Here is a 17,863-nt window from a genome sequence, read left to right on the forward strand (position 1 = left end):
TCGTGGGAAAGCACTGCGAATCGGGAGACATCGTCGTCGACGCGGAGTACCTGCCCGGCGACATCGTGCCCGGCGATCTGCTCGCAGTGCCCGCCACCGGCGCCTACTGCTTCTCGCTCGCGAGCAACTACAACTACGTGCTCCGTCCGCCGGTCGTGGCGGTGCGCGACGGATCCGCCCGCGTGATCGTGCGCGGCGTGAGCATCGAAGATCTGCTGGCGCACGACGCCGGCCTGGATGAGGGAGCCGGTATGCCGGTACGGAGCGAGCGGCGGTCGATGAGCGAGCCGCAGGCGAAACGAAACGCAGAGTCGAACGTGCCTGTACTGAGCGAGCGAAGCGAGTCGAAGTGATCGACTACCGCCGACTGAGGGTGGCTCTGCTGGGGGCCGGAGCCGTGGGCTCGCAGGTGGCGGCACTGCTGCTCAAGCACGGCGACGAGCTCGCCGATCGCGCCGGCGCGGCGCTGGAGCTCGTCGGGATCGCCGTGCGCGACCTCGACGCGCCGCGAGAGACCGACCTGCCGCGCGAGCTGTTCACCACCGATGCCGAGTCCCTGATCATCGGGGCCGACATCGTCATCGAGCTGATGGGCGGCATCGAACCCGCGAAGACATACCTGCTGCAGGCGATCAACTCCGGCGCCGACGTCGTCACGGCCAACAAGGCGCTCCTGGCCACCCACGGGCCGGAGATCTTCGACGCGGCCGACCAGGTCGGCGCGCAGGTCTACTACGAGGCCGCGGCCGCGGGGGCGATCCCGATCATCCGCCCGCTGCGCGATTCGCTGGCCGGCGACCGCGTGAAGCGCATCATGGGCATCGTCAACGGGACGACGAACTACATCCTCGACCGCATGGACACCGAAGGCGCCGACTTCGGCGATGTCCTGGCGCAGGCGCAGGCCCTCGGCTATGCCGAGGCCGACCCGACCGCAGACGTCGAGGGATACGACGCCGCGCAGAAGGCCGCGATCCTCGCCAGCCTCGCCTTCCACACGACCGTTCCGCTGGACGCGGTGCACCGCGAGGGAATCACCTCGATAGGCAAGGCGGTCATCGACTCCGCCCGGCACGCCGGCTACGTCGTGAAGCTGCTCGCCGTGTGCGAGCGGCTCACCGCAGAGACGGATGCCGCGGCATCCGAGTCGATCTCGGTGCGCGTCTACCCAGCCCTGGTCCATCGCGATCATCCGCTGGCCAGCGTGCACGGCGCGAACAACGCCGTGTTCGTCGAGGCGGAGGCGGCGGGCAACCTGATGTTCTACGGCGCGGGCGCGGGCGGGGTTCAGACGGCCTCCGCCGTGCTGGGCGACGTCGTCTCGGCCGCTCGCCGCCACATCGCGGGCGGGGTCGGCGTGGGGGAGTCCACGCGCGCGAACCTCCCCATCGTCCCGATCGGACGCGTCACGACGCGGTACCAGATCACCCTCGAGGTCGACGACCAGCCCGGCGTGCTGGCGACGGTCGCCGGCATCCTGAGCGAGGGTCGGGTCTCGATCGCGACCGTGGAGCAGACCGTCATCGAGGACGCGGAACTCGGCGTGCCGGTCGCGCGCCTGGTCATCGGAACCCACAAAGCCCTGGAGCAGGACCTCAGCGACACCGTGGATCGACTCGCCGCCAGCGGCGTCGTCGAGCGGGTCGTCTCGGTGCTGCGCGTAGAAGGAGATTGACATGGCACACGTCTGGCGCGGAGTCCTCCGCGAATACGCCGACCGTCTGGGGGTGACCGACGCCTCGACCGTCATCACCCTGGGCGAAGGCGGCACCCCGCTGCTGCCCGCACCCGCGCTCTCGCGCCGCACCGGCACCGACGTGTGGGTCAAGTTCGAGGGCATGAACCCGACCGGCTCGTTCAAGGACCGCGGCATGACCGTCGCGGTCTCGCGCGCCATCGAGCACGGCGCGAAGGCGATCATCTGCGCATCGACCGGCAACACGTCCGCGTCGGCGGCGGCGTACGCCGCCCACGCCGGGATCACCGCGGCTGTCCTGGTGCCCGAGGGCAAGATCGCGATGGGCAAGCTCAGCCAGGCGGTGGCCCACAACGGCCAGCTCATCCAGATCCGTGGGAACTTCGACGACTGCCTCGAGATCGCCCGCGAACTGGCCGACCACTACCCGGTGCACCTGGTCAACTCGGTCAACCCCGACCGCATCGAGGGACAGAAGACGGCGGCGTACGAGGTCGTCGAGACGCTCGGGGACGCCCCGGACTTCCACTTCATCCCCGTCGGCAATGCCGGCAATTACACGGCTTACTCGCGCGGATACCGCGAGGAGGCGGACGGCGGCGTCTCCACCCGGGTGCCGCGGATGTTCGGCTTCCAGGCCGAGGGCAGCGCGCCGCTGGTGCGCGGCGAGATCGTCAAGAACCCCGAGACGGTCGCGAGCGCGATCCGCATCGGCAACCCCGCCTCGTGGGATCTCGCGCTGCAGGCGCGCGAGGCGACGGACGGCTATTTCGGCGCGATCGACGACGAACGCATCCTCGCCGCGCAGAAGCTGCTCGCCGGTGAGGTGGGCATCTTCGTCGAGCCCGCGTCCGCGATCAGCGTCGCGGGTCTGCTCGATCGCGTCGAGGCCGGTGTGGTGCCCAAGGGCGCGCGCGTCGTGCTCACGGTCACCGGGCACGGCCTGAAGGACCCGCAGTGGGCACTGCGCAACGCCGACGGGACGCAGGTCGAGCCGACCGTCGTCGATGCGACCACGTCGGATGTCGCGTCCGTCCTCGGGCTGGTGCCGACCGGGGCCGCGGGGGCGCACGCGTGAACCAAGCCGCGGGGCCCGTTCGTGGCCGCGCCGTCGCGGTCCGCGTCCCCGCGACGAGCGCGAATCTCGGGCCCGGCTTCGACACGCTGGGGCTCGCGCTGAGCGTCTACGACGAGCTCGTCGTGACGACGCTGCCCGGCGACGGTCTCGAGGTCGTCGTGACGGGGGAGGGGGCCGATGCCGTTCCCCGGGATGCGTCGAACCTCGTCGTGCGCGCGATCGCGTACGCCTTCGAATCGGCCGGGCGACGGATGCCGGGTCTGCGGCTCGAGGCACGAAACGTCATCCCGCACGGTCGCGGGCTCGGCTCGTCCGGAGCCGCCGTCGTCTCGGGCCTGCTCGCCGCGAAGGGACTCCTCCAGGGGGACGTCGAGCTCGGGCCGGACACCCTGCTGCGACTGGCCACGGAGCTGGAGGGTCATCCCGACAACGTGGCTCCGGCGCTCTTCGGCGGACTCACGATCGCGTGGGTCGACGAATCGGGTCCGCAGCACAAGAAGCTGCTCGTGCACCGCGGCGTGTCCCCGCTGGTGTTCGTGCCCGAGTCCACCATGTCCACGAGCGTCGCGCGGAGCCTGCAGCCCCTCCACGTGCCCCGGGAGGATGCCGTCTTCAACGTCTCGCGTTCGGCTCTGCTGATCGCGGCCCTGATGCAGAGCCCCGAGCTGCTGCTCGCGGCCACCGAGGACAAGCTGCACCAGAACTATCGGGCTCAGGCGATGCCCCAGACCGATCGCCTTGTTCGGTCGCTGCGCGAGGGCGGCTTCGCCGGGGTGGTCTCGGGGGCTGGGCCGAGCGTTCTCGTGCTGGCCGACGGGCCCGGTCGGCGCCTGGAAGCGGCAGCGCTCGCGGCACGCGCGACGGACACTCCGTGGGAGGCGCTGATGCTCGCCGTCGACTTCAAGGGTGGTACAGTGAGGGACGTAACGGAGGGTTCCACGTAGCTACGTGAATCTGGCCTCCGATCGCAATCTGCGAAACCCTGCACGACCCCCTGCCTTCACCGGTTCTCAAGCCTGTTGAAGCGCGGCGCGGGTAGACGTCCGTTTGTGGCGTGCGTCTCGTGCAGACATGATCATCCACACGTTGCAAAGGGAGAACTCGTGGAGTCCATCTCCGAGATCCAGTCCGTCGAGCCCACCGAGGACGAGCGCACGGAAGCGCCCGAAACCGCGGAGTACGCCGACACCACGGCAGACGACGTCGCCGAATCCACCAGCGAAGCCGGCTCCGAGCCCGCCGCCGAGACCCAGCCCGAGCTTGCCGAGGCCGCGCCTGCGGCTGACGTCGAGCCCGCTGCCGAGGCGGAGCCTGCTGAGAGCGAACCCGCCGCTGAGGCGGCGCCCGCCGTCGAGCCCGAGCCGGAAGCGGCCCCTGACGCGGAGCCCGCCGCCGACGCTGAGGTCGCCGCCGAGGCGCCCGCTGACGCGCCGGTCGACGCCACGCCCGCGGCCGTCGAGGCGCCCGTCGAGCCCGCGCCGGCGACCGCGCCGCGCAAGCGCGCACCGCGTCGCGCGAAGAGCACGGATGTCCCCGCGCCCGCCGTCGAGGCGCCGGCCGAGGCGCCCGCCGATGCCGAGGCGCCCACCGAGGCCACCGCCGACCTCGAGGTGGCGGCCGAGGCCACCGCCGACCTCGAGCCGGTCGCCGAGACCACCTCCGAGACTTCCGTCGAATCGCCTGCTGAGGCGGGCCCCGAGGCGGACTCCGCCTCATCCGATGCCGGAACCCAGGCCGAGGCGGGCGACGCCGTCGAATCCGGCGATGCACGCGAAGGCACTGCCGATGAGACGCCGGCGCGCGGACGCAGCCGGAGCCGCAACCGCAACCGCAATCGCAATGCCCAGGGCGGTCAGGGCAACCAGAACGCCCAGGGCGGCCAGAACGCACAGGGCGGACAGAGCGCGCAGAACGGTCAGGCCACGTCCAACGCCCAGCCGCAGGCTCAGCCGTCCGAGGACGATGATGAGGGCGGTCAGGCGGCCGGCCGCAACCGTCAGCGCAACAAGCGCCGCGGTCCCGCCGGAGCCGATGAGTTCGACACCGAGATCGGCGAGGACGACGTCCTGGTGCCGATCGCCGGCATCCTCGATGTGCTCGACAACTACGCCTTCGTCCGCACCACGGGCTACCTCCCCGGTCCGAGCGACGTCTACGTCTCGCTCGGCCAGGTGAAGAAGTACAACCTTCGCAAGGGCGATGCCGTCGTCGGCGCGATCAAGCAGCCGCGTGAAGGCGAGCAGTCCAGCCGCCAGAAGTACAACGCGCTGGTCAAGGTCGACGCGGTCAACGGTCTGTCCGTCGACGACGCCGCAGAGCGCGTCGAGTTCGGCAAGCTCACGCCGCTCTACCCTCAGGAGCGTCTGCGCCTGGAGACCGCCCCCGAGAAGCTCACGCAGCGCATCATCGACCTGGTCGCGCCGATCGGCAAGGGCCAGCGGGGACTCATCGTCGCGCCGCCCAAGGCGGGCAAGACGATCGTCCTGCAGCAGATCGCGAACGCGATCGCGACGAACAACCCCGAGGTCCACCTCATGGTCGTTCTCGTCGACGAGCGTCCGGAAGAGGTCACCGACATGCAGCGGACCGTCCGCGGCGAGGTCATCGCCTCGACGTTCGACCGACCCGCAGAGGACCACACCACCGTTGCGGAGCTGGCGATCGAGCGCGCCAAGCGCCTCGTCGAGCTGGGTCGAGACGTCGTCGTCCTGCTGGACTCGATCACCCGCCTCGGTCGCGCCTACAACATCTCGGCGCCCACGTCGGGTCGCGTGCTCACCGGCGGTGTCGACGCTTCGGCCCTGTACCCGCCGAAGCGATTCTTCGGCGCAGCGCGCAACATCGAGAACGGCGGCTCGCTCACGATCCTCGCCACCGCGCTCGTGGAGACCGGTTCCAAGATGGACGAGGTCATCTTCGAGGAGTTCAAGGGAACGGGCAACAGCGAGCTGCGACTCTCGCGTCAGCTCGCCGACAAGCGCATCTTCCCGGCCGTCGACGTAAACGCATCGAGCACTCGCCGCGAAGAGATGCTGCTCTCGCCCGACGAGGTCAAGATCACGTGGAAGCTGCGTCGCGCACTCGCGGGTCTCGACCCGCAGCAGGCGCTCGAGGTCGTCCTCGGCAAGCTCAAGGAGACGCAGTCCAACGTCGAGTTCCTCGTGCAGATGCAGAAGTCGATCCCCACGCCGACGGGCGGCGGTCACAGCCACGGTCACGAGAACAGCATCCGCTGAGCTCGTCGAAGCGCGGCGCACGGCGTTCGGAGTAGTCCATGTTCGAATCGGTGAAGACCCTCATCGAGGAGCATCAGGCCGTCCAGGAGGAACTCTCCGACCCGGCCTTGCACGCCGACGCGGCGCGCTCGAAGCGCGTCAACCGTCGCTACGCCGAGCTGTCCCGGATCGTCGCCGCATATGACGCCTGGGTGCTGGCCACCGGAGACCTCGAGGCCGCGCAGGAGTTCGCGAAGGAGGACGCGGCGTTCGCCGCCGAGGTGCCCTCGCTCGAAGAGCGCGTCGAAGAGACGCAGGAGAAGCTCCGGCGTCTGCTGATCCCGCGCGACCCCGACGACGCGCGTGACGTCATCATGGAGATCAAGGGCGGGGAGGGCGGCGCCGAGAGTGCGCTCTTCGCCGCCGATCTCCTGCGCATGTACCTGCAGTACGCGGCATCCCGCGGGTGGAAGACCGAACTGCTGGAGCGCAACGAGTCCGACCTCGGCGGCTACAAGGACGTCCAGGTCGCGATCAAGGGGTCCTCGACCGACCCCGCGCAGGGCGTCTGGGCGTCGCTGAAGTACGAGGGCGGCGTCCACCGCGTGCAGCGCGTGCCCGCCACCGAGTCGCAGGGCCGCATCCACACGTCGACGACGGGGGTGCTCGTCTTCCCCGAAGTGGACGAGCCGGACGAGGTCGAGATCAATCCAAACGACCTGAAGATCGACGTCTTCCGATCGTCCGGCCCGGGCGGTCAGTCGGTCAACACCACCGACTCCGCGGTGCGGATCACCCACCTGCCGACCGGCATCGTCGTGTCGATGCAGAACGAGAAGTCGCAGCTGCAGAACCGTGAGGCGGGCATGCGGGTGCTGCGTGCGCGGATCCTCGCGAAGCAGCAGGAAGAGCTCGATGCCGCGGCATCCGATGCGCGGAGATCGCAGATCCGCGGCATGGACCGTTCCGAGCGCATCCGAACCTACAACTTCCCCGAGAACCGGATCGCCGACCACCGCACCGGCTACAAGGCCTACAACCTCGACCAGGTGATGGACGGCGCGCTCGACCCGATCATCCAGTCGTGCATCTCGGCCGACGAGGAAGAGCGTCTCGCCTCTCTCGGCGCCGACGCCTGACGCCACCGGCGGCGTGCACAGCCGGCACGACCTGCCCTAGGCTCATCGGCGTCGAGATCCGGAGGCGTCATGAGTGAGATCACCGATGCCGGCGGAGTCCGCCTGGACTACGTCGTGGAGGGGTCGGGCCCCGCGGCGCTCGTGCTGCACGGCGCTTACTCGACGCGCGACGAATCCCTGCCGGTATTCCAGCCCCTGCTTGCGCGACGCGGAATGCGGGGACTGCACCCGGACCTGCCGGGCATGGGTGCATCGCAGCAGACGTCGGCCACCAGCACCGGCGATGTGCTGAACGCCCTCGATGCGCTGATCGCGGCCGAGATCGACGCCGAGAGCTTCGTCGTGATCGGGCATTCGTTCGGCGCCCATCTGGCCCGTGGCGTCGCGGCGCGGCATCCCGAACGGGTCGCGGGCATCGCCCTCGTCTCGCCCTATGCCCGCGACATGACGCCGGCACCGGAGCGGATCGTCGAAGACGACGGATCCGCCGACGCCTTGGACCCCGACGACCGCAGCGCGTTCCTCGGATACTTCCAGGTGCGCACCGCAGCCACCCTCGAGCGCTATCGGCGCTTCGTCCGCCCGGCGCTGGATCGTTACGACGGGGCGGTCGTGGAGAGCATCATGACCGACGATGCGATGGATCCGGACCCGGACGCCCGGCCGTTCGAGGGACCGGCGGCCATCCTCGTCGGCCGCGACGACGCGCTCGTCGGATGGCGGGCGCAGCGCTCGCTGATCGACCTGCACCCGCGCGGAACCTTCGCGGCGGTGGCCGACGCCGGGCACGCCCTGATCCACGAACGCCCCGAGATCGTCGCCGCCGTGCTGGACGACTGGCTCGTTCGAACGGGGCACGCAACCCGCTGACTTCCGAACAGCGCACCGAACGCTACGCTCGGCACCGTGATCACGTTCCTCATCCGCGCGGCGATCTTCGTCTTCTCGGCGGCGCTGGGTCTCATCGTCGCGGACCTTCTCCTGCCGGGATTCCACATCGACTGGAGCGACTGGTGGGGCTTCGTGCTCGCCGTGCTGATCTTCGCCGTCATCCAGAGCGTGCTCGCGCCGTTGGTGTTCAAGCTGACGCGGCGGCACGCAGCGCCGCTCCTGGGCGGGATCGGGATCATCTCCACCTTCATCGCGATCGTGATCGTGGTGCTGATCCCGAACGCGGGAATCGGGATCTCCGAGCCCCTGGCATGGCTGCTCGCACCGGTCATCGTGTGGATCATCACGGCGCTGGCGACGTGGCTGCTGCCGATGGTCTTCCTCAAGAAGGACGTCGCCCAGCGCCGCGCCGGCTGAGCGCCCTCAAATGCTGTAGTCGGGCACGGTCAGCAAGGCGCGCGTGTCGATGCCCTCGCGCTTGACTCGCGGCGTGGCCGGAACCCCCACCAGGATGCTGTCGGCCGGGGCGTCCTTCGTCACGACGGCGTTGGCGCCGATGACGGATCCCTCCCCGATGGAGATGGGTCCGAGGACCTTCGCACCGGCGCCCACCGCGACGCCGTCGCCGATCGTCGGATGCCGCTTGCCGCCTTCGCGCTGACGGCCGCCGAGCGTCACGCCGTGGTACAGCATGACGTCGTCGCCGATCTCGGCCGTCTCACCGATCACGACCCCCATGCCGTGATCGATGAAGAAGCGGCGGCCGATCGTCGCACCCGGATGGATCTCGATTCCGGTGAGCCAGCGTGTGACCTGCGATCCGAGCCGGGCCAGGAAGCGCAGCCGCCGGACCCACAGTGCGTGCCACAGGCGGTGGCCCCACACGGCGTGCAGACCGGGATAGAGCAGGGCGATCTCGAGGCCGCTCCGCGCCGCCGGGTCGCGCAGCTTCGCCGCGGCGATGTCTTCCCGGACGCGTGCGAACGCCCCGATGCGCTCGCTCACGACGGCACCTGCTCGGGTTCACGGAGATGCTCGTAGAGGGCGGTGGACAGGTAGCGCTCACCTGCGTCCGGAATGATCACGACGATGCGCTTTCCCTTCGCTTCGGGACGCGCGGCGATCTGCAGCGCAGCCCATACGGCAGCGCCGGCGGACATCCCCGCCAGGATGCCCTCGCGCGTCGCGAGGTCACGTGCCACCTCGATCGCATCATCGAACTCGACGTCGAAGATCTCATCGACGACCGAGCGGTCGAGCACCGCCGGCACGAAGTTCGGGCCGATGCCCTGGATCCGATGCCCGCCCGCGCGGCCCTCGGTCAGGACGGGGGAGTCCTTCGGCTCGACCAGCACGATGCGCACGTCGGGGTTGCGCTCCTTGAGCACCTGTCCGACACCGGTGATCGTCCCGCCTGTGCCCGAGCCGGCGACGAAGAAGTCCACGTTCCCGTCGGTGTCGCGCCAGATCTCCTCCGCCGTCGTCCGCCGATGGATCGCGGCGTTGGCGGGACTCTCGAACTGTCGGGCGAGGATCGCGCCGGGGGTCTCCGCGACGATGCGCTCCGCGGTCGCCACCGCCTCGGTCATGCCCTTGTACGGGTCGGTGAGCACGAGCTCGGCGCCGTAGGCCTTCAGCAGGAGGCGCCGCTCCTTCGACATCGACGCGGGCATGGTGAGGATGACCTTGTATCCTCGCGCCGCCCCGATCAGGGCGAGCGAGATGCCGGTGTTGCCGCTCGTCGACTCGACGATCGTTCCGCCCGGCAGCAGCTCGCCGGACGCCTCGGCTGCTTCGACCAGGGCGAAGCCGAGACGGTCCTTGACGCTCGATCCCGGGTTGTAGAACTCGAGCTTGGCGAGCACCTCCCCGCCGAGACCGTCGGGAAGCGCGTTGAGGCGCACCAGCGGTGTGTCGCCGAAGGCGGAGGTGATGTCGGAGTGGATCCGGGGCACGGAACGGCTTTCTCGAGGGCTCGCTCAGTCCTCGCGGAGGTGCTCGTAGAGCGCGGTGGAGAGGTAGCGCTCGCCGAACGAGGGAACCACCACGACGATGTTCTTCCCGGCGGCCTCGGGCCGCGCGGCGACCTGGAGGGCGGCCCAGATGGCCGCACCCGAGGAGATGCCCACGAGGATGCCGTCCTGGGTGCCGACGGCGCGCGCCGTCTCGATGGCGTCGGGGAACTCGACGTCGATGACCTCGTCGATCACGCTCCTGTCGAGGATCGCGGGGACGAAGTTGGGTCCGATGCCCTGGATCTTGTGCGGCCCGGGCGTGCCCTTGGTGAGCAGCGGCGAGTCCGCCGGCTCGACTGCGATGACCTTCGCCTCGGGCACCCGCTCCTTGAGGACCTGCCCGACACCCGTGATGGTGCCGCCCGTGCCGATGCCGGCGACGAAGTAGTCGACCTTGCCGTCGGTGTCGCGGATGATCTCCTCGGCGGTGGTCTTGCGGTGGATCTCCACGTTCGCCCGGTTCTCGAACTGACGGGCGAGGATCGCGCCCGGGGTCTCGGCGAGGATCTCTTCGGCCTTCGCGATGGCGCCCTTCATGCCGCCGGCGGGGTCGGTGAGGATGAGCTCGGCGCCGTATGCCTTCAGCAGGAGCCGGCGCTCGGTCGACATGGAGGACGGCATGGCGAGGATCACCTTGTAGCCGCGTGCCGCCCCGACCATCGCCAGGGCGATGCCCGTGTTGCCGCTCGTCGCCTCGACGATCGTGCCGCCGGGCGAGAGCTCGCCCGACGCCTCGGCGGCATCGACGATCGCGATACCCAGGCGATCCTTGACGCTGGCTGCCGGGTTGTAGAACTCGAGCTTCGCCAGAACGGTGGCGCCGACGCCCTCCGCAACGCGATTGAGGCGGACCAGGGGAGTGTCGCCGAAGGCAGAGGTGATGTCGGGGTGGATGCCGGGCATGTCGGGCCTTTCGCGAGGTCGTCGGGTGCGGGAACAAGCCTAGGGGAGCCGTTCCGCGTGAGTCCTTCTGTGACGACGGCGCTTGCGTCGACGCGGGGGGCGTCGCACGTATGCTGGGTGCCGCTCATGTCTGAACATCCCCCCTCCGCCGTACCGCTCGCGGATGCGCTCCGCCGCGCCGCCGACCGACTCGCGCAGGTCGGGGTGCCCGACGCGCAGGTCGACGCGGAGCTGCTGGCAGCGCACGTGCTGCGCGTGGGCCGCGGTGCGGTCCAGGCGGCTGCGATCCGAGGCGACACGCTCGAGGCGGCGGATGCCGAGCTGCTCGCCGACCTCGTCCGACGGCGGGCGACGCGGGAGCCCCTTCAGCATCTCACCGGCACGGCACCGTTCCGGCACCTCGAGCTGCGCGTCGGCCCGGGCGTCTTCGTGCCCCGGCCGGAGACCGAGATGGTCGCTCAGCTCGCGATCGATGCGCTTGCGGCCGCGGCCTCGCCGGCTCCGATCGCGGTCGATCTGGGCACCGGGAGCGGGGCGATCGCGCTCGCTCTGGCGACCGAGGTGCCGCACTCTCGCGTCTTCGCCGCCGAGAACTCGGTCGACGCCTACGTGTGGACGCGCGAGAACTTCGAGCTCGTCGGGGCCGACAACGCCGAGCTGGCGTTCATCGATCTCGCGCGGGCGTTCCCTGAGCTCGACGGTCAGGTCTCGGTCGTCGCATCGAACCCGCCCTACGTTCCCGCCGCAGCGGTCCCCCGCGATCCCGAGGTCCGGTTCTTCGATCCGCCCGCGGCGCTCTACGGCGGCGACGACGGCCTGGACGTCGTGCGCGTCGTCAGCAGAACGGGTCTGCGGCTCGCGCATCCCGGTGGTCTGATCGTGATCGAGCACGGGGAGTGGCAGGGCGAGGCGGTGCGGACCCTGCTCGCCGCGGACGGCTGGCGCGCGGCGTCGACCCACCCCGACCTGACGCTGCGCGACCGCGCGACCACTGCGATCGCGCCCTGATCACGTCGGGCCCGAAAGGGCCTCCGGATACACTGGGAAGGACATGTCCCCTGTATTCGACTGCCGCGACGAGGCGCAGCTGCTCGCCGGTATGCGCCAGGCGCGCCAGGCGATCGGCCGCGGTGAACTCGTCGTCCTTCCCACCGACACGGTCTACGGCGTCGCCGCCGATGCCTTCAGCGCTCGCGCGGTCCAGGGGCTGCTCGACGCGAAGGGAAGGGGACGCCAGTCGCCCCCGCCCGTCCTGGTCGCGGGCGTGGCGACTCTGCGCGCGCTGGTGGCCGAGGTTCCCGAAGCCGTCGAGCGGCTGGTCGAGGCGTTCTGGCCCGGCGGGCTGACGATCGTGCTGCCGTCGCAGCCGTCCCTGTCATGGGACCTCGGCGACACGCACGGCACCGTCGCCGTGCGCATGCCGGCCAACCACCTCGCTCTCGAGCTGCTCGAGGAGACCGGTCCGCTCGCCGTCTCGAGCGCCAACCTCACCGGCAGGACCGCGGCGATCACGGCCTCCGACGCCCAGAGCATGCTCGGCGACAGCGTCGCGGTCTATCTGGACGGAGGACCGTCCGCGACAGGCGTCGCATCGACCATCATCGACGCGACGAGTCTTGTGATCGGAGAGATGCCGCTCGTGCGCGTGCTGCGCGACGGTGCCATCGACCGGGCGGCGCTCCGCGGAGTGCTCGGCGACCTGCTCGAGCCCGACCCGCGGCGAGAGGCCGAGCCGGATGCGGAGCCGGAGCCCGCGGGCGGACGAGCCGGGGGTGAGGACACCGCGTGAAGCAGTACGTCTTCACGATCCTGTTCACGGCGGCCGTGACGCTGTCGCTGTCGTGGGCGGTCTGGCGGTTGAGCCTCAAATACAAGCTGTATCCCGGCATCCGGGAGAGGGATGTGCACAAGACGCCCACGCCTCGCCTCGGCGGCGTGGCGATGTTCCTGGGTGTCGTCGCCGCCTTCGCGGTGTCGTCCCAGCATCCGTATTTCGCGATCTTCTGGGCGAACCCCGCGCCGGTCTACGCGATCCTGGCCGCGACGCTCCTGATCGTCGTGGTCGGCGTCGCGGACGATCTGTGGGACCTCGACTGGATGATCAAGCTCGGCGCGCAGTTCCTCGCCGCGGGCATCATCGCGTGGTTCGGGCAGCTGCAGATCTTCTCCCTGCCGATCGGCGGGCTGATCATCGGCTCCAGCTGGGTCAGCTTCACCCTCACCGTCTTCTCGATCGTGGTCGTGATGAACGCCGTCAACTTCATCGACGGTCTCGACGGACTCGTCGCCGGCGTCTGCCTCATCGCGAACGGCGTCTTCTTCGTCTACTCGTACATCCTCGTCCGCGACACCGGCTCCAGCACGTACTTCAACCTGGCCTCATTCATCGCGGCCGTCCTCATCGGCGCATGCATCGGTTTCCTGCCCCTGAACTGGAGCCCCGCGAAGCTGTTCATGGGCGACTCCGGGGCGCTCATGCTGGGGCTGCTCATGGCGTGCTCGGCGATCGCGATCACCGGACAGCTCGAACCGGCGGTCCTGGATCCGGAAGCGTTCGGACGCTCGCAGCTGCTCGGTGCGTTCATCCCGATCCTGCTGCCGGTCGTGGTCGTGCTGCTTCCGCTCCTGGACTTCGGGTTGGCTGTGGTGCGGCGCATGAGCGCGGGCAAGTCGCCGTTCTCGCCCGACCGAAAACACCTACACCACCGGATGCTGGACATGGGGCACACCGACCGCGACGCGGTGCTGATCTTCTATGCCTGGACCGCGGTGTTCAGCCTCGCCGTCCTGCTCATGTACATCGGCGCGCGCGAGAACTGGATCGGCCAGTACTGGATCGGCGTCGCTTTCGGCGTCGTCGGAGCCGCCGCGTGCCTGGTCGTCACCCTGCTGCCCACCTGGCGGCGAAAGCCCGCCGTTCTCGCCCCGAGCGACGACGTCCCGACTCTGGAGGCCGCTCGATGAGTGCCCAGCCCGCCCCGCGCAGTTTCACCGTCCTGTCGAGTCTGAAGTGGCCTGCGATCGTCATCGCCGCCTTGGCCGTCGGGGGAGCAGTCGTCGGCTACCTGGTCTCCGGTGTTCCCGGAATGGTGAGCGGCCTGCTCGGCGCAGCGATGTGGCTGGTGTTCCTCGCCCTGACCGCGATCAGCATCCAGGTCGCGATCCGCGCGACGAAGGACGACCCGGGATCGCCCGTCTTCTTCGCTATCGTGCTGGGTTCCTGGGTGCTCAAGCTCGTCCTGTTCGTGGTGCTCTCGATCTGGCTGCGCTCGCAGCCGTGGCTCGACCCGACGGTGTTCTTCGTGACGGTGATCATCGCCGTCGTCGGCTCGCTCGTGTTCGACGTGATCGCCTTCCAGCGGGCTCGCGTGCCGTATGTCGGGGATGTCGAGCTCCCGCAGTCCGTGGACGAGGACGCGCCCGGGGCAGACCGCTGAGACCGCGCCGCGGATCGCCGTCGAGGCGCCGCTGCAGCCCCGGACGGTGTCGTCGCCGGAGTGATCCTTTTGCTAGGCTGAACGAACACGCTCCCCCTGATCGCCACGTCTCGGACGCCCGACGCCGGAGAATCTCCTGAACACCGCAATGCTCATCCCCGCAATGTCGCTCGTCATGGCCGACGGATCAGACGGTGGTTTCGTAGGTCCCTCGATCGGTGAATTCGTCCCCCCGGGGCTGCTCTTCGTCGGCACCCCGTTCGAGCTGAACCGGGTCATGCTGATCCGACTGCTCGTGGTCTTCGCGCTCGTCATCTTCCTGTGGCTCGGCACCCGCCGTATGCAGCTCGTTCCTTCGCGCGGGCAGGCGGCACTCGAGTACATGCTCGGCTTCGTCCGCAACTCGATCGTGTTCGACACGCTCGGCGAGAAGGACGGCAAGCGGTTCATGCCCGTCCTGATGACGTTCTTCTTCCTGATCATCGGGATGAACCTCACCGGAATCATCCCGGGTCTGCAGATCGCCAGCACCGCCGTGATCGGCCTGCCGCTGATCCTCGCCGTCGTGGCATATGTCATGTTCGTGTATGCCGGATTCCGCAAGCACGGCTTCGGCTTCCTGAAGAACTCGCTCGTCATCCCCGGTGTTCCGTGGCCGCTGCACATCCTGCTGATTCCACTCGAGTTCCTCTCGACCTTCATCCTGCGCCCGATCACACTGGCCCTCCGACTTCTGATGAACATGGTCGCCGGTCACATGCTGCTGGTGCTCTGCTTCACGGCGACGCACTTCTTCTTCTTCACCGTGCTCGCCAACGGTCAGCTGATCGGCCTCCTCGGCATCGGCACGTTCGCGTTCGGCATCGCCTTCACGCTGCTGGAGCTGTTCGTCGCCGTGCTCCAGGCATACGTCTTCACGATTCTCACCGCCATCTACATCCAGATGTCGCTTGCCGACGGACACTGACGCGTCCTCGGCTGAACCCCGTCAAACCCCCTTCGAAAGGAAACCCCTGTGAACGTCGTCGGACAGCTCGCACCCCTCGCCTTCGGACTCGCCGCTATCGGCTCCGGTATCGGCGTCGGCATCATCGTCGGCAAGACCATCGAGTCGGTTGCGCGCCAGCCCGAGCTGCAGGGTCGCCTCAGCGGCCTCATGTTCCTCGGTATCGCGCTGACCGAGGCGCTCGCGTTCATCGCGATCGCGGTCGCCTTCATCCCGTTCCCCGCGCCGTAACCAGGCGTTGCTGACTAAAGGAGTCCGGATGCTCAGCGCATTCGCCGAAGGCCACGAAGGGGAGATCAACCCGCTCCTCCCCACGCTGCCGGACCTGGTCTGGGGCACGTTGGCGTTCGTCATCATCCTCGCCCTGTTCATGTGGAAGATCCTTCCGCGCCTGAACGAGGCGCTGGACGCCCGCAGCCAGGCAATCGAGGGCAGCATCGCCTCCGCCGAGGCAGCTCAGGCCGAGGCTCAGGCCGCCCTCGAGAAGTACACGGCTCAGCTCGCCGACGCGCGGGCCGAGGCCGGCCGCATCCGCGAGCAGGCGCGCGCCGACGGCAGCGCGATCATCGCGGAGCTCCGCGAGCAGGCATCCTCGGAGGCCGCGCGCATCACCTCGAACGCGCACGCGCAGATCGAGATGGAGCGGCTATCGGCGCTTTCGTCGCTGCGCTCGGACGTCGGCAGCCTCGCACTCGATCTCGCCGGTGGCGTGATCGGAGAGACGCTGACCGAAGACGCCAAGGCCCAGGCAGTGGTCGATCGATTCCTCGCCGAGCTCGAGGCGTCCGAGAAGGCGACCAGCTAGTGGGAAGCGCATCCACTCAGGCCCTGGCGGCGACGACGAAGGCGCTCGACGCCGCGTCGGGCGTCGACCTCGAGACCGCTCGCGAGCTGTTCGCTGCGGCGCGGATCGTGGGCGACTCGCCGCAGCTGAGCGGTGCGCTCGCCGACCCCGCCGCGGCACCCGCCGCCCGGACGCGAGTCGTCTCCGACGTGTTCGGGCCGACGTTCGGCAGAACGACCGTCTCCATCCTGACCACGGCCGTGGGGCAGCGGTGGTCGAACGCCGGGCAGCTCATCGACGGGATCGAAGAGCTGGCGGTGCGTGCCGCCGCCATCTCGGCGCCCGGTGTCGATGTCGAGGGCGAGCTGTTCCGGGTGTCGCGCACCATCGCCGAGAACCCCGAGCTCGAGCTCGCGCTCGGCAGCCGACTCGGTGACGAATCGGCGAAGGGCTCGCTCATCGAGACCCTGCTGCGCGGCCGTGCCAGCGCCGCGACGACGCTCATCGTGTCCTCGCTCGTCCAGCAGCCGCGGGAGCGTCGCGTCCGCGAGCTGGTCTCGCACGCAATGGACCTCGTCGCCGGTCAGCGGGACAGCATCGTCGCCACGGTCATCACGGCCCGGCCGCTCAGCGCCGCCCAGACCGAGCGACTGAGCGCTGTCCTCACGCGGCGATACGGCAAGCGGGTCGGACTCAATTCGGTCATCGACCCCTCGGTCGTCGGAGGCCTGCGCGTGCAGATCGCCGATGACGTCATCGATGCGAGCGTCGCGGCGCGGCTCACCGAGCTGCGCGAACGTCTCGCCGGCTAACACGAGATTTCCCGCCCGGGCGGAAGCTTTTGGGGCTCAGGCCCCTCGAAACGAAGGAACACAATGGCAGAACTAACGATCAGCCCCGATGTCATCCGTGACGCGCTGAAGGACTTCGCCGCCGCGTACGAGCCCACCGGCGCGGCCGCGACCGAGGTCGGCACCGTCGTCGACGCCGCCGACGGCATCGCCCACCTCGAGGGTCTCCCGGGCGTCATGGCCAACGAGCTCGTGCGGTTCGCCGACGGCACCTCCGGTCTGGCCCTGAACCTGGACGAGCACGAAGTCGGTGTCGTCGTCCTCGGCGAGTTCTCCGGCATCGAGGCCGGCCAGGAGGTCACCCGCACCGGCGAGGTGCTCTCGGTCGCCGTCGGCGACGGCTACCTCGGTCGCGTCGTCGACCCGCTCGGCAACCCGATCGACGGCCTCGGACCGGTCGCGACGGAGGGGCGTCGCGCGCTCGAGCTTCAGGCTCCCGGCGTCATGTCCCGCAAGAGCGTGCACGAGCCCATGCAGACGGGCATCAAGGCGATCGACGCGATGATCCCGATCGGCCGCGGCCAGCGGCAGCTCGTCATCGGCGACCGTCAGACCGGCAAGACCGCCATTGCGCTCGACACGATCATCAACCAGCGCGAGAACTGGGCGTCGGGCGACCCTAAGAAGCAGGTGCGCTGCATCTACGTCGCCATCGGCCAGAAGGGCTCCACCATCGCCGCGGTGAAGGGCGCCCTGGAGGACGCCGGCGCCATGGAGTACACGACGATCGTGGCGGCTCCGGCATCCGACCCCGCCGGATTCAAATACCTCGCCCCGTACACCGGCTCGGCCATCGGCCAGCACTGGATGTACGACGGCAAGCACGTCCTGATCATCTTCGACGACCT

Annotated in this window: 18 protein-coding genes and 2 pseudogenes; 17 read left to right on the forward strand and 3 right to left on the reverse strand. The window is 69.3% G+C overall.

Annotation, left to right across the window (positions count from 1 at the left end; translation table 11 throughout):
* From VFX99_RS10990 to VFX99_RS11025, 8 genes and pseudogenes are all read left to right on the forward strand, one after another.
* Positions 1-353: pseudogene (locus tag VFX99_RS10990) on the forward strand (hypothetical protein); the annotation flags it as partial.
* Entirely contained in the window at positions 350-1,675 is a 1,326-nt protein-coding gene (locus VFX99_RS10995; protein ID WP_329666334.1) for a homoserine dehydrogenase, read from the forward strand. The pseudogene VFX99_RS10990 and the gene VFX99_RS10995, both read left to right, overlap by 4 nt.
* 1 nt (position 1,676) lies before the next feature.
* Positions 1,677-2,774 carry a threonine synthase gene (gene thrC, locus VFX99_RS11000; protein ID WP_329666335.1) on the forward strand — a complete coding sequence of 366 codons (1,098 nt, stop codon included), beginning with the start codon at positions 1,677-1,679 and terminating at the stop codon, positions 2,772-2,774.
* Entirely contained in the window at positions 2,771-3,718 is a 948-nt protein-coding gene (thrB, locus tag VFX99_RS11005) for a homoserine kinase (RefSeq protein WP_329666336.1), read from the forward strand. Before thrC ends, thrB begins: the two co-directional genes overlap by 4 nt.
* Before the next feature lie 159 nt (positions 3,719-3,877).
* Complete coding sequence (gene rho, locus VFX99_RS11010) at positions 3,878-6,010, forward strand: transcription termination factor Rho (protein ID WP_329666337.1); 2,133 nt, start codon at positions 3,878-3,880, stop codon at positions 6,008-6,010.
* 38 nt (positions 6,011-6,048) lie between these two features.
* A complete protein-coding gene (prfA, locus tag VFX99_RS11015; protein ID WP_329666338.1) occupies positions 6,049-7,128 on the forward strand; it encodes a peptide chain release factor 1 in 1,080 nt (359 codons plus the stop codon).
* Between the two features lie 69 nt (positions 7,129-7,197).
* Complete coding sequence (locus VFX99_RS11020) at positions 7,198-7,998, forward strand: alpha/beta hydrolase (protein ID WP_329666339.1); 801 nt, start codon at positions 7,198-7,200, stop codon at positions 7,996-7,998.
* A gap of 36 nt (positions 7,999-8,034) precedes the next feature.
* Positions 8,035-8,436 (forward strand): hypothetical protein, encoded by a 402-nt coding sequence (locus VFX99_RS11025; protein WP_329666340.1) that lies wholly within the window; start codon positions 8,035-8,037, stop codon positions 8,434-8,436.
* 6 nt (positions 8,437-8,442) lie between these two features.
* Here VFX99_RS11025 and epsC read toward each other — a convergent pair whose 3' ends face one another.
* Genes epsC through cysK (VFX99_RS11040) form a run of 3 tightly spaced genes read right to left on the reverse strand, consistent with a single transcriptional unit; the run spans position 8,443 to position 10,937 of the window.
* On the reverse strand, positions 8,443-9,012 hold the full coding sequence (gene epsC / locus VFX99_RS11030) for a serine O-acetyltransferase EpsC (RefSeq protein WP_329666350.1): 570 nt from the start codon (positions 9,010-9,012) through the stop codon (positions 8,443-8,445).
* Positions 9,013-9,020: 8 nt separating this feature from the next.
* A complete protein-coding gene (cysK, locus tag VFX99_RS11035; protein WP_329666341.1) occupies positions 9,021-9,974 on the reverse strand; it encodes a cysteine synthase A in 954 nt (317 codons plus the stop codon).
* A 24-nt stretch (positions 9,975-9,998) separates the two neighbouring features.
* On the reverse strand, positions 9,999-10,937 hold the full coding sequence (gene cysK, locus VFX99_RS11040; protein ID WP_329666342.1) for a cysteine synthase A: 939 nt from the start codon (positions 10,935-10,937) through the stop codon (positions 9,999-10,001).
* A gap of 126 nt (positions 10,938-11,063) precedes the next feature.
* Here cysK (VFX99_RS11040) and prmC point away from each other — a divergent pair, with 126 nt between their 5' ends.
* The 9 genes and pseudogenes from prmC to VFX99_RS11085 form a co-directional block, all read left to right on the forward strand.
* A complete protein-coding gene (prmC, locus tag VFX99_RS11045) occupies positions 11,064-11,945 on the forward strand; it encodes a peptide chain release factor N(5)-glutamine methyltransferase (RefSeq protein WP_329666343.1) in 882 nt (293 codons plus the stop codon).
* A gap of 43 nt (positions 11,946-11,988) precedes the next feature.
* Positions 11,989-12,726, forward strand: coding sequence for an L-threonylcarbamoyladenylate synthase (locus tag VFX99_RS11050; protein ID WP_329666344.1), 738 nt, complete (start codon positions 11,989-11,991; stop codon positions 12,724-12,726).
* Positions 12,723-13,901 (forward strand): MraY family glycosyltransferase, encoded by a 1,179-nt coding sequence (locus VFX99_RS11055; RefSeq protein ID WP_329666345.1) that lies wholly within the window; start codon positions 12,723-12,725, stop codon positions 13,899-13,901. Before VFX99_RS11050 ends, VFX99_RS11055 begins: the two co-directional genes overlap by 4 nt.
* The gene (locus VFX99_RS11060; RefSeq protein WP_329666346.1) at positions 13,898-14,374 is read left to right on the forward strand and encodes a hypothetical protein; all 477 of its coding nucleotides are present in this window, start codon (positions 13,898-13,900) and stop codon (positions 14,372-14,374) included. Before VFX99_RS11055 ends, VFX99_RS11060 begins: the two co-directional genes overlap by 4 nt.
* Before the next feature lie 148 nt (positions 14,375-14,522).
* Positions 14,523-15,341, forward strand: a complete 819-nt coding sequence (gene atpB, locus VFX99_RS11065; RefSeq protein WP_329666347.1) for a F0F1 ATP synthase subunit A — start codon at positions 14,523-14,525, stop codon at positions 15,339-15,341.
* A 48-nt stretch (positions 15,342-15,389) separates the two neighbouring features.
* Positions 15,390-15,611, forward strand: a complete 222-nt coding sequence (gene atpE / locus VFX99_RS11070) for a F0F1 ATP synthase subunit C (protein WP_175525226.1) — start codon at positions 15,390-15,392, stop codon at positions 15,609-15,611.
* 28 nt (positions 15,612-15,639) lie between these two features.
* A complete protein-coding gene (locus VFX99_RS11075) occupies positions 15,640-16,185 on the forward strand; it encodes a F0F1 ATP synthase subunit B (RefSeq protein WP_329666348.1) in 546 nt (181 codons plus the stop codon).
* Positions 16,185-16,976, forward strand: coding sequence for a F0F1 ATP synthase subunit delta (locus tag VFX99_RS11080; protein WP_329666349.1), 792 nt, complete (start codon positions 16,185-16,187; stop codon positions 16,974-16,976). Before VFX99_RS11075 ends, VFX99_RS11080 begins: the two co-directional genes overlap by 1 nt.
* A 63-nt stretch (positions 16,977-17,039) precedes the next feature.
* Positions 17,040-17,863, forward strand: a pseudogene (locus tag VFX99_RS11085) (F0F1 ATP synthase subunit alpha); the annotation flags it as partial.

This window comes from Microbacterium sp. (assembly GCF_036277215.1).
GTDB lineage: Bacteria > Actinomycetota > Actinomycetes > Actinomycetales > Microbacteriaceae > Microbacterium.

What these genes read in the sequence shown, in the direction of transcription:
- thrC (WP_329666335.1), top strand. Translation starts at nt 1,677, where the DNA reads ATGGCACACGTCTGGCGCGGAGTCCTCCGCGAATACGCCGACCGTCTG.
- prfA (WP_329666338.1), top strand. Translation starts at nt 6,049, where the DNA reads ATGTTCGAATCGGTGAAGACCCTCATCGAGGAGCATCAGGCCGTCCAG.
- VFX99_RS11020 (WP_329666339.1), top strand. Translation starts at nt 7,198, where the DNA reads ATGAGTGAGATCACCGATGCCGGCGGAGTCCGCCTGGACTACGTCGTG.
- cysK (WP_329666342.1), bottom strand. Translation starts at nt 10,937, where the DNA reads ATGCCCGGCATCCACCCCGACATCACCTCTGCCTTCGGCGACACTCCC.
- prmC (WP_329666343.1), top strand. Translation starts at nt 11,064, where the DNA reads ATGTCTGAACATCCCCCCTCCGCCGTACCGCTCGCGGATGCGCTCCGC.
- VFX99_RS11050 (WP_329666344.1), top strand. Translation starts at nt 11,989, where the DNA reads ATGTCCCCTGTATTCGACTGCCGCGACGAGGCGCAGCTGCTCGCCGGT.
- VFX99_RS11060 (WP_329666346.1), top strand. Translation starts at nt 13,898, where the DNA reads ATGAGTGCCCAGCCCGCCCCGCGCAGTTTCACCGTCCTGTCGAGTCTG.
- atpB (WP_329666347.1), top strand. Translation starts at nt 14,523, where the DNA reads ATGCTCATCCCCGCAATGTCGCTCGTCATGGCCGACGGATCAGACGGT.
- VFX99_RS11075 (WP_329666348.1), top strand. Translation starts at nt 15,640, where the DNA reads ATGCTCAGCGCATTCGCCGAAGGCCACGAAGGGGAGATCAACCCGCTC.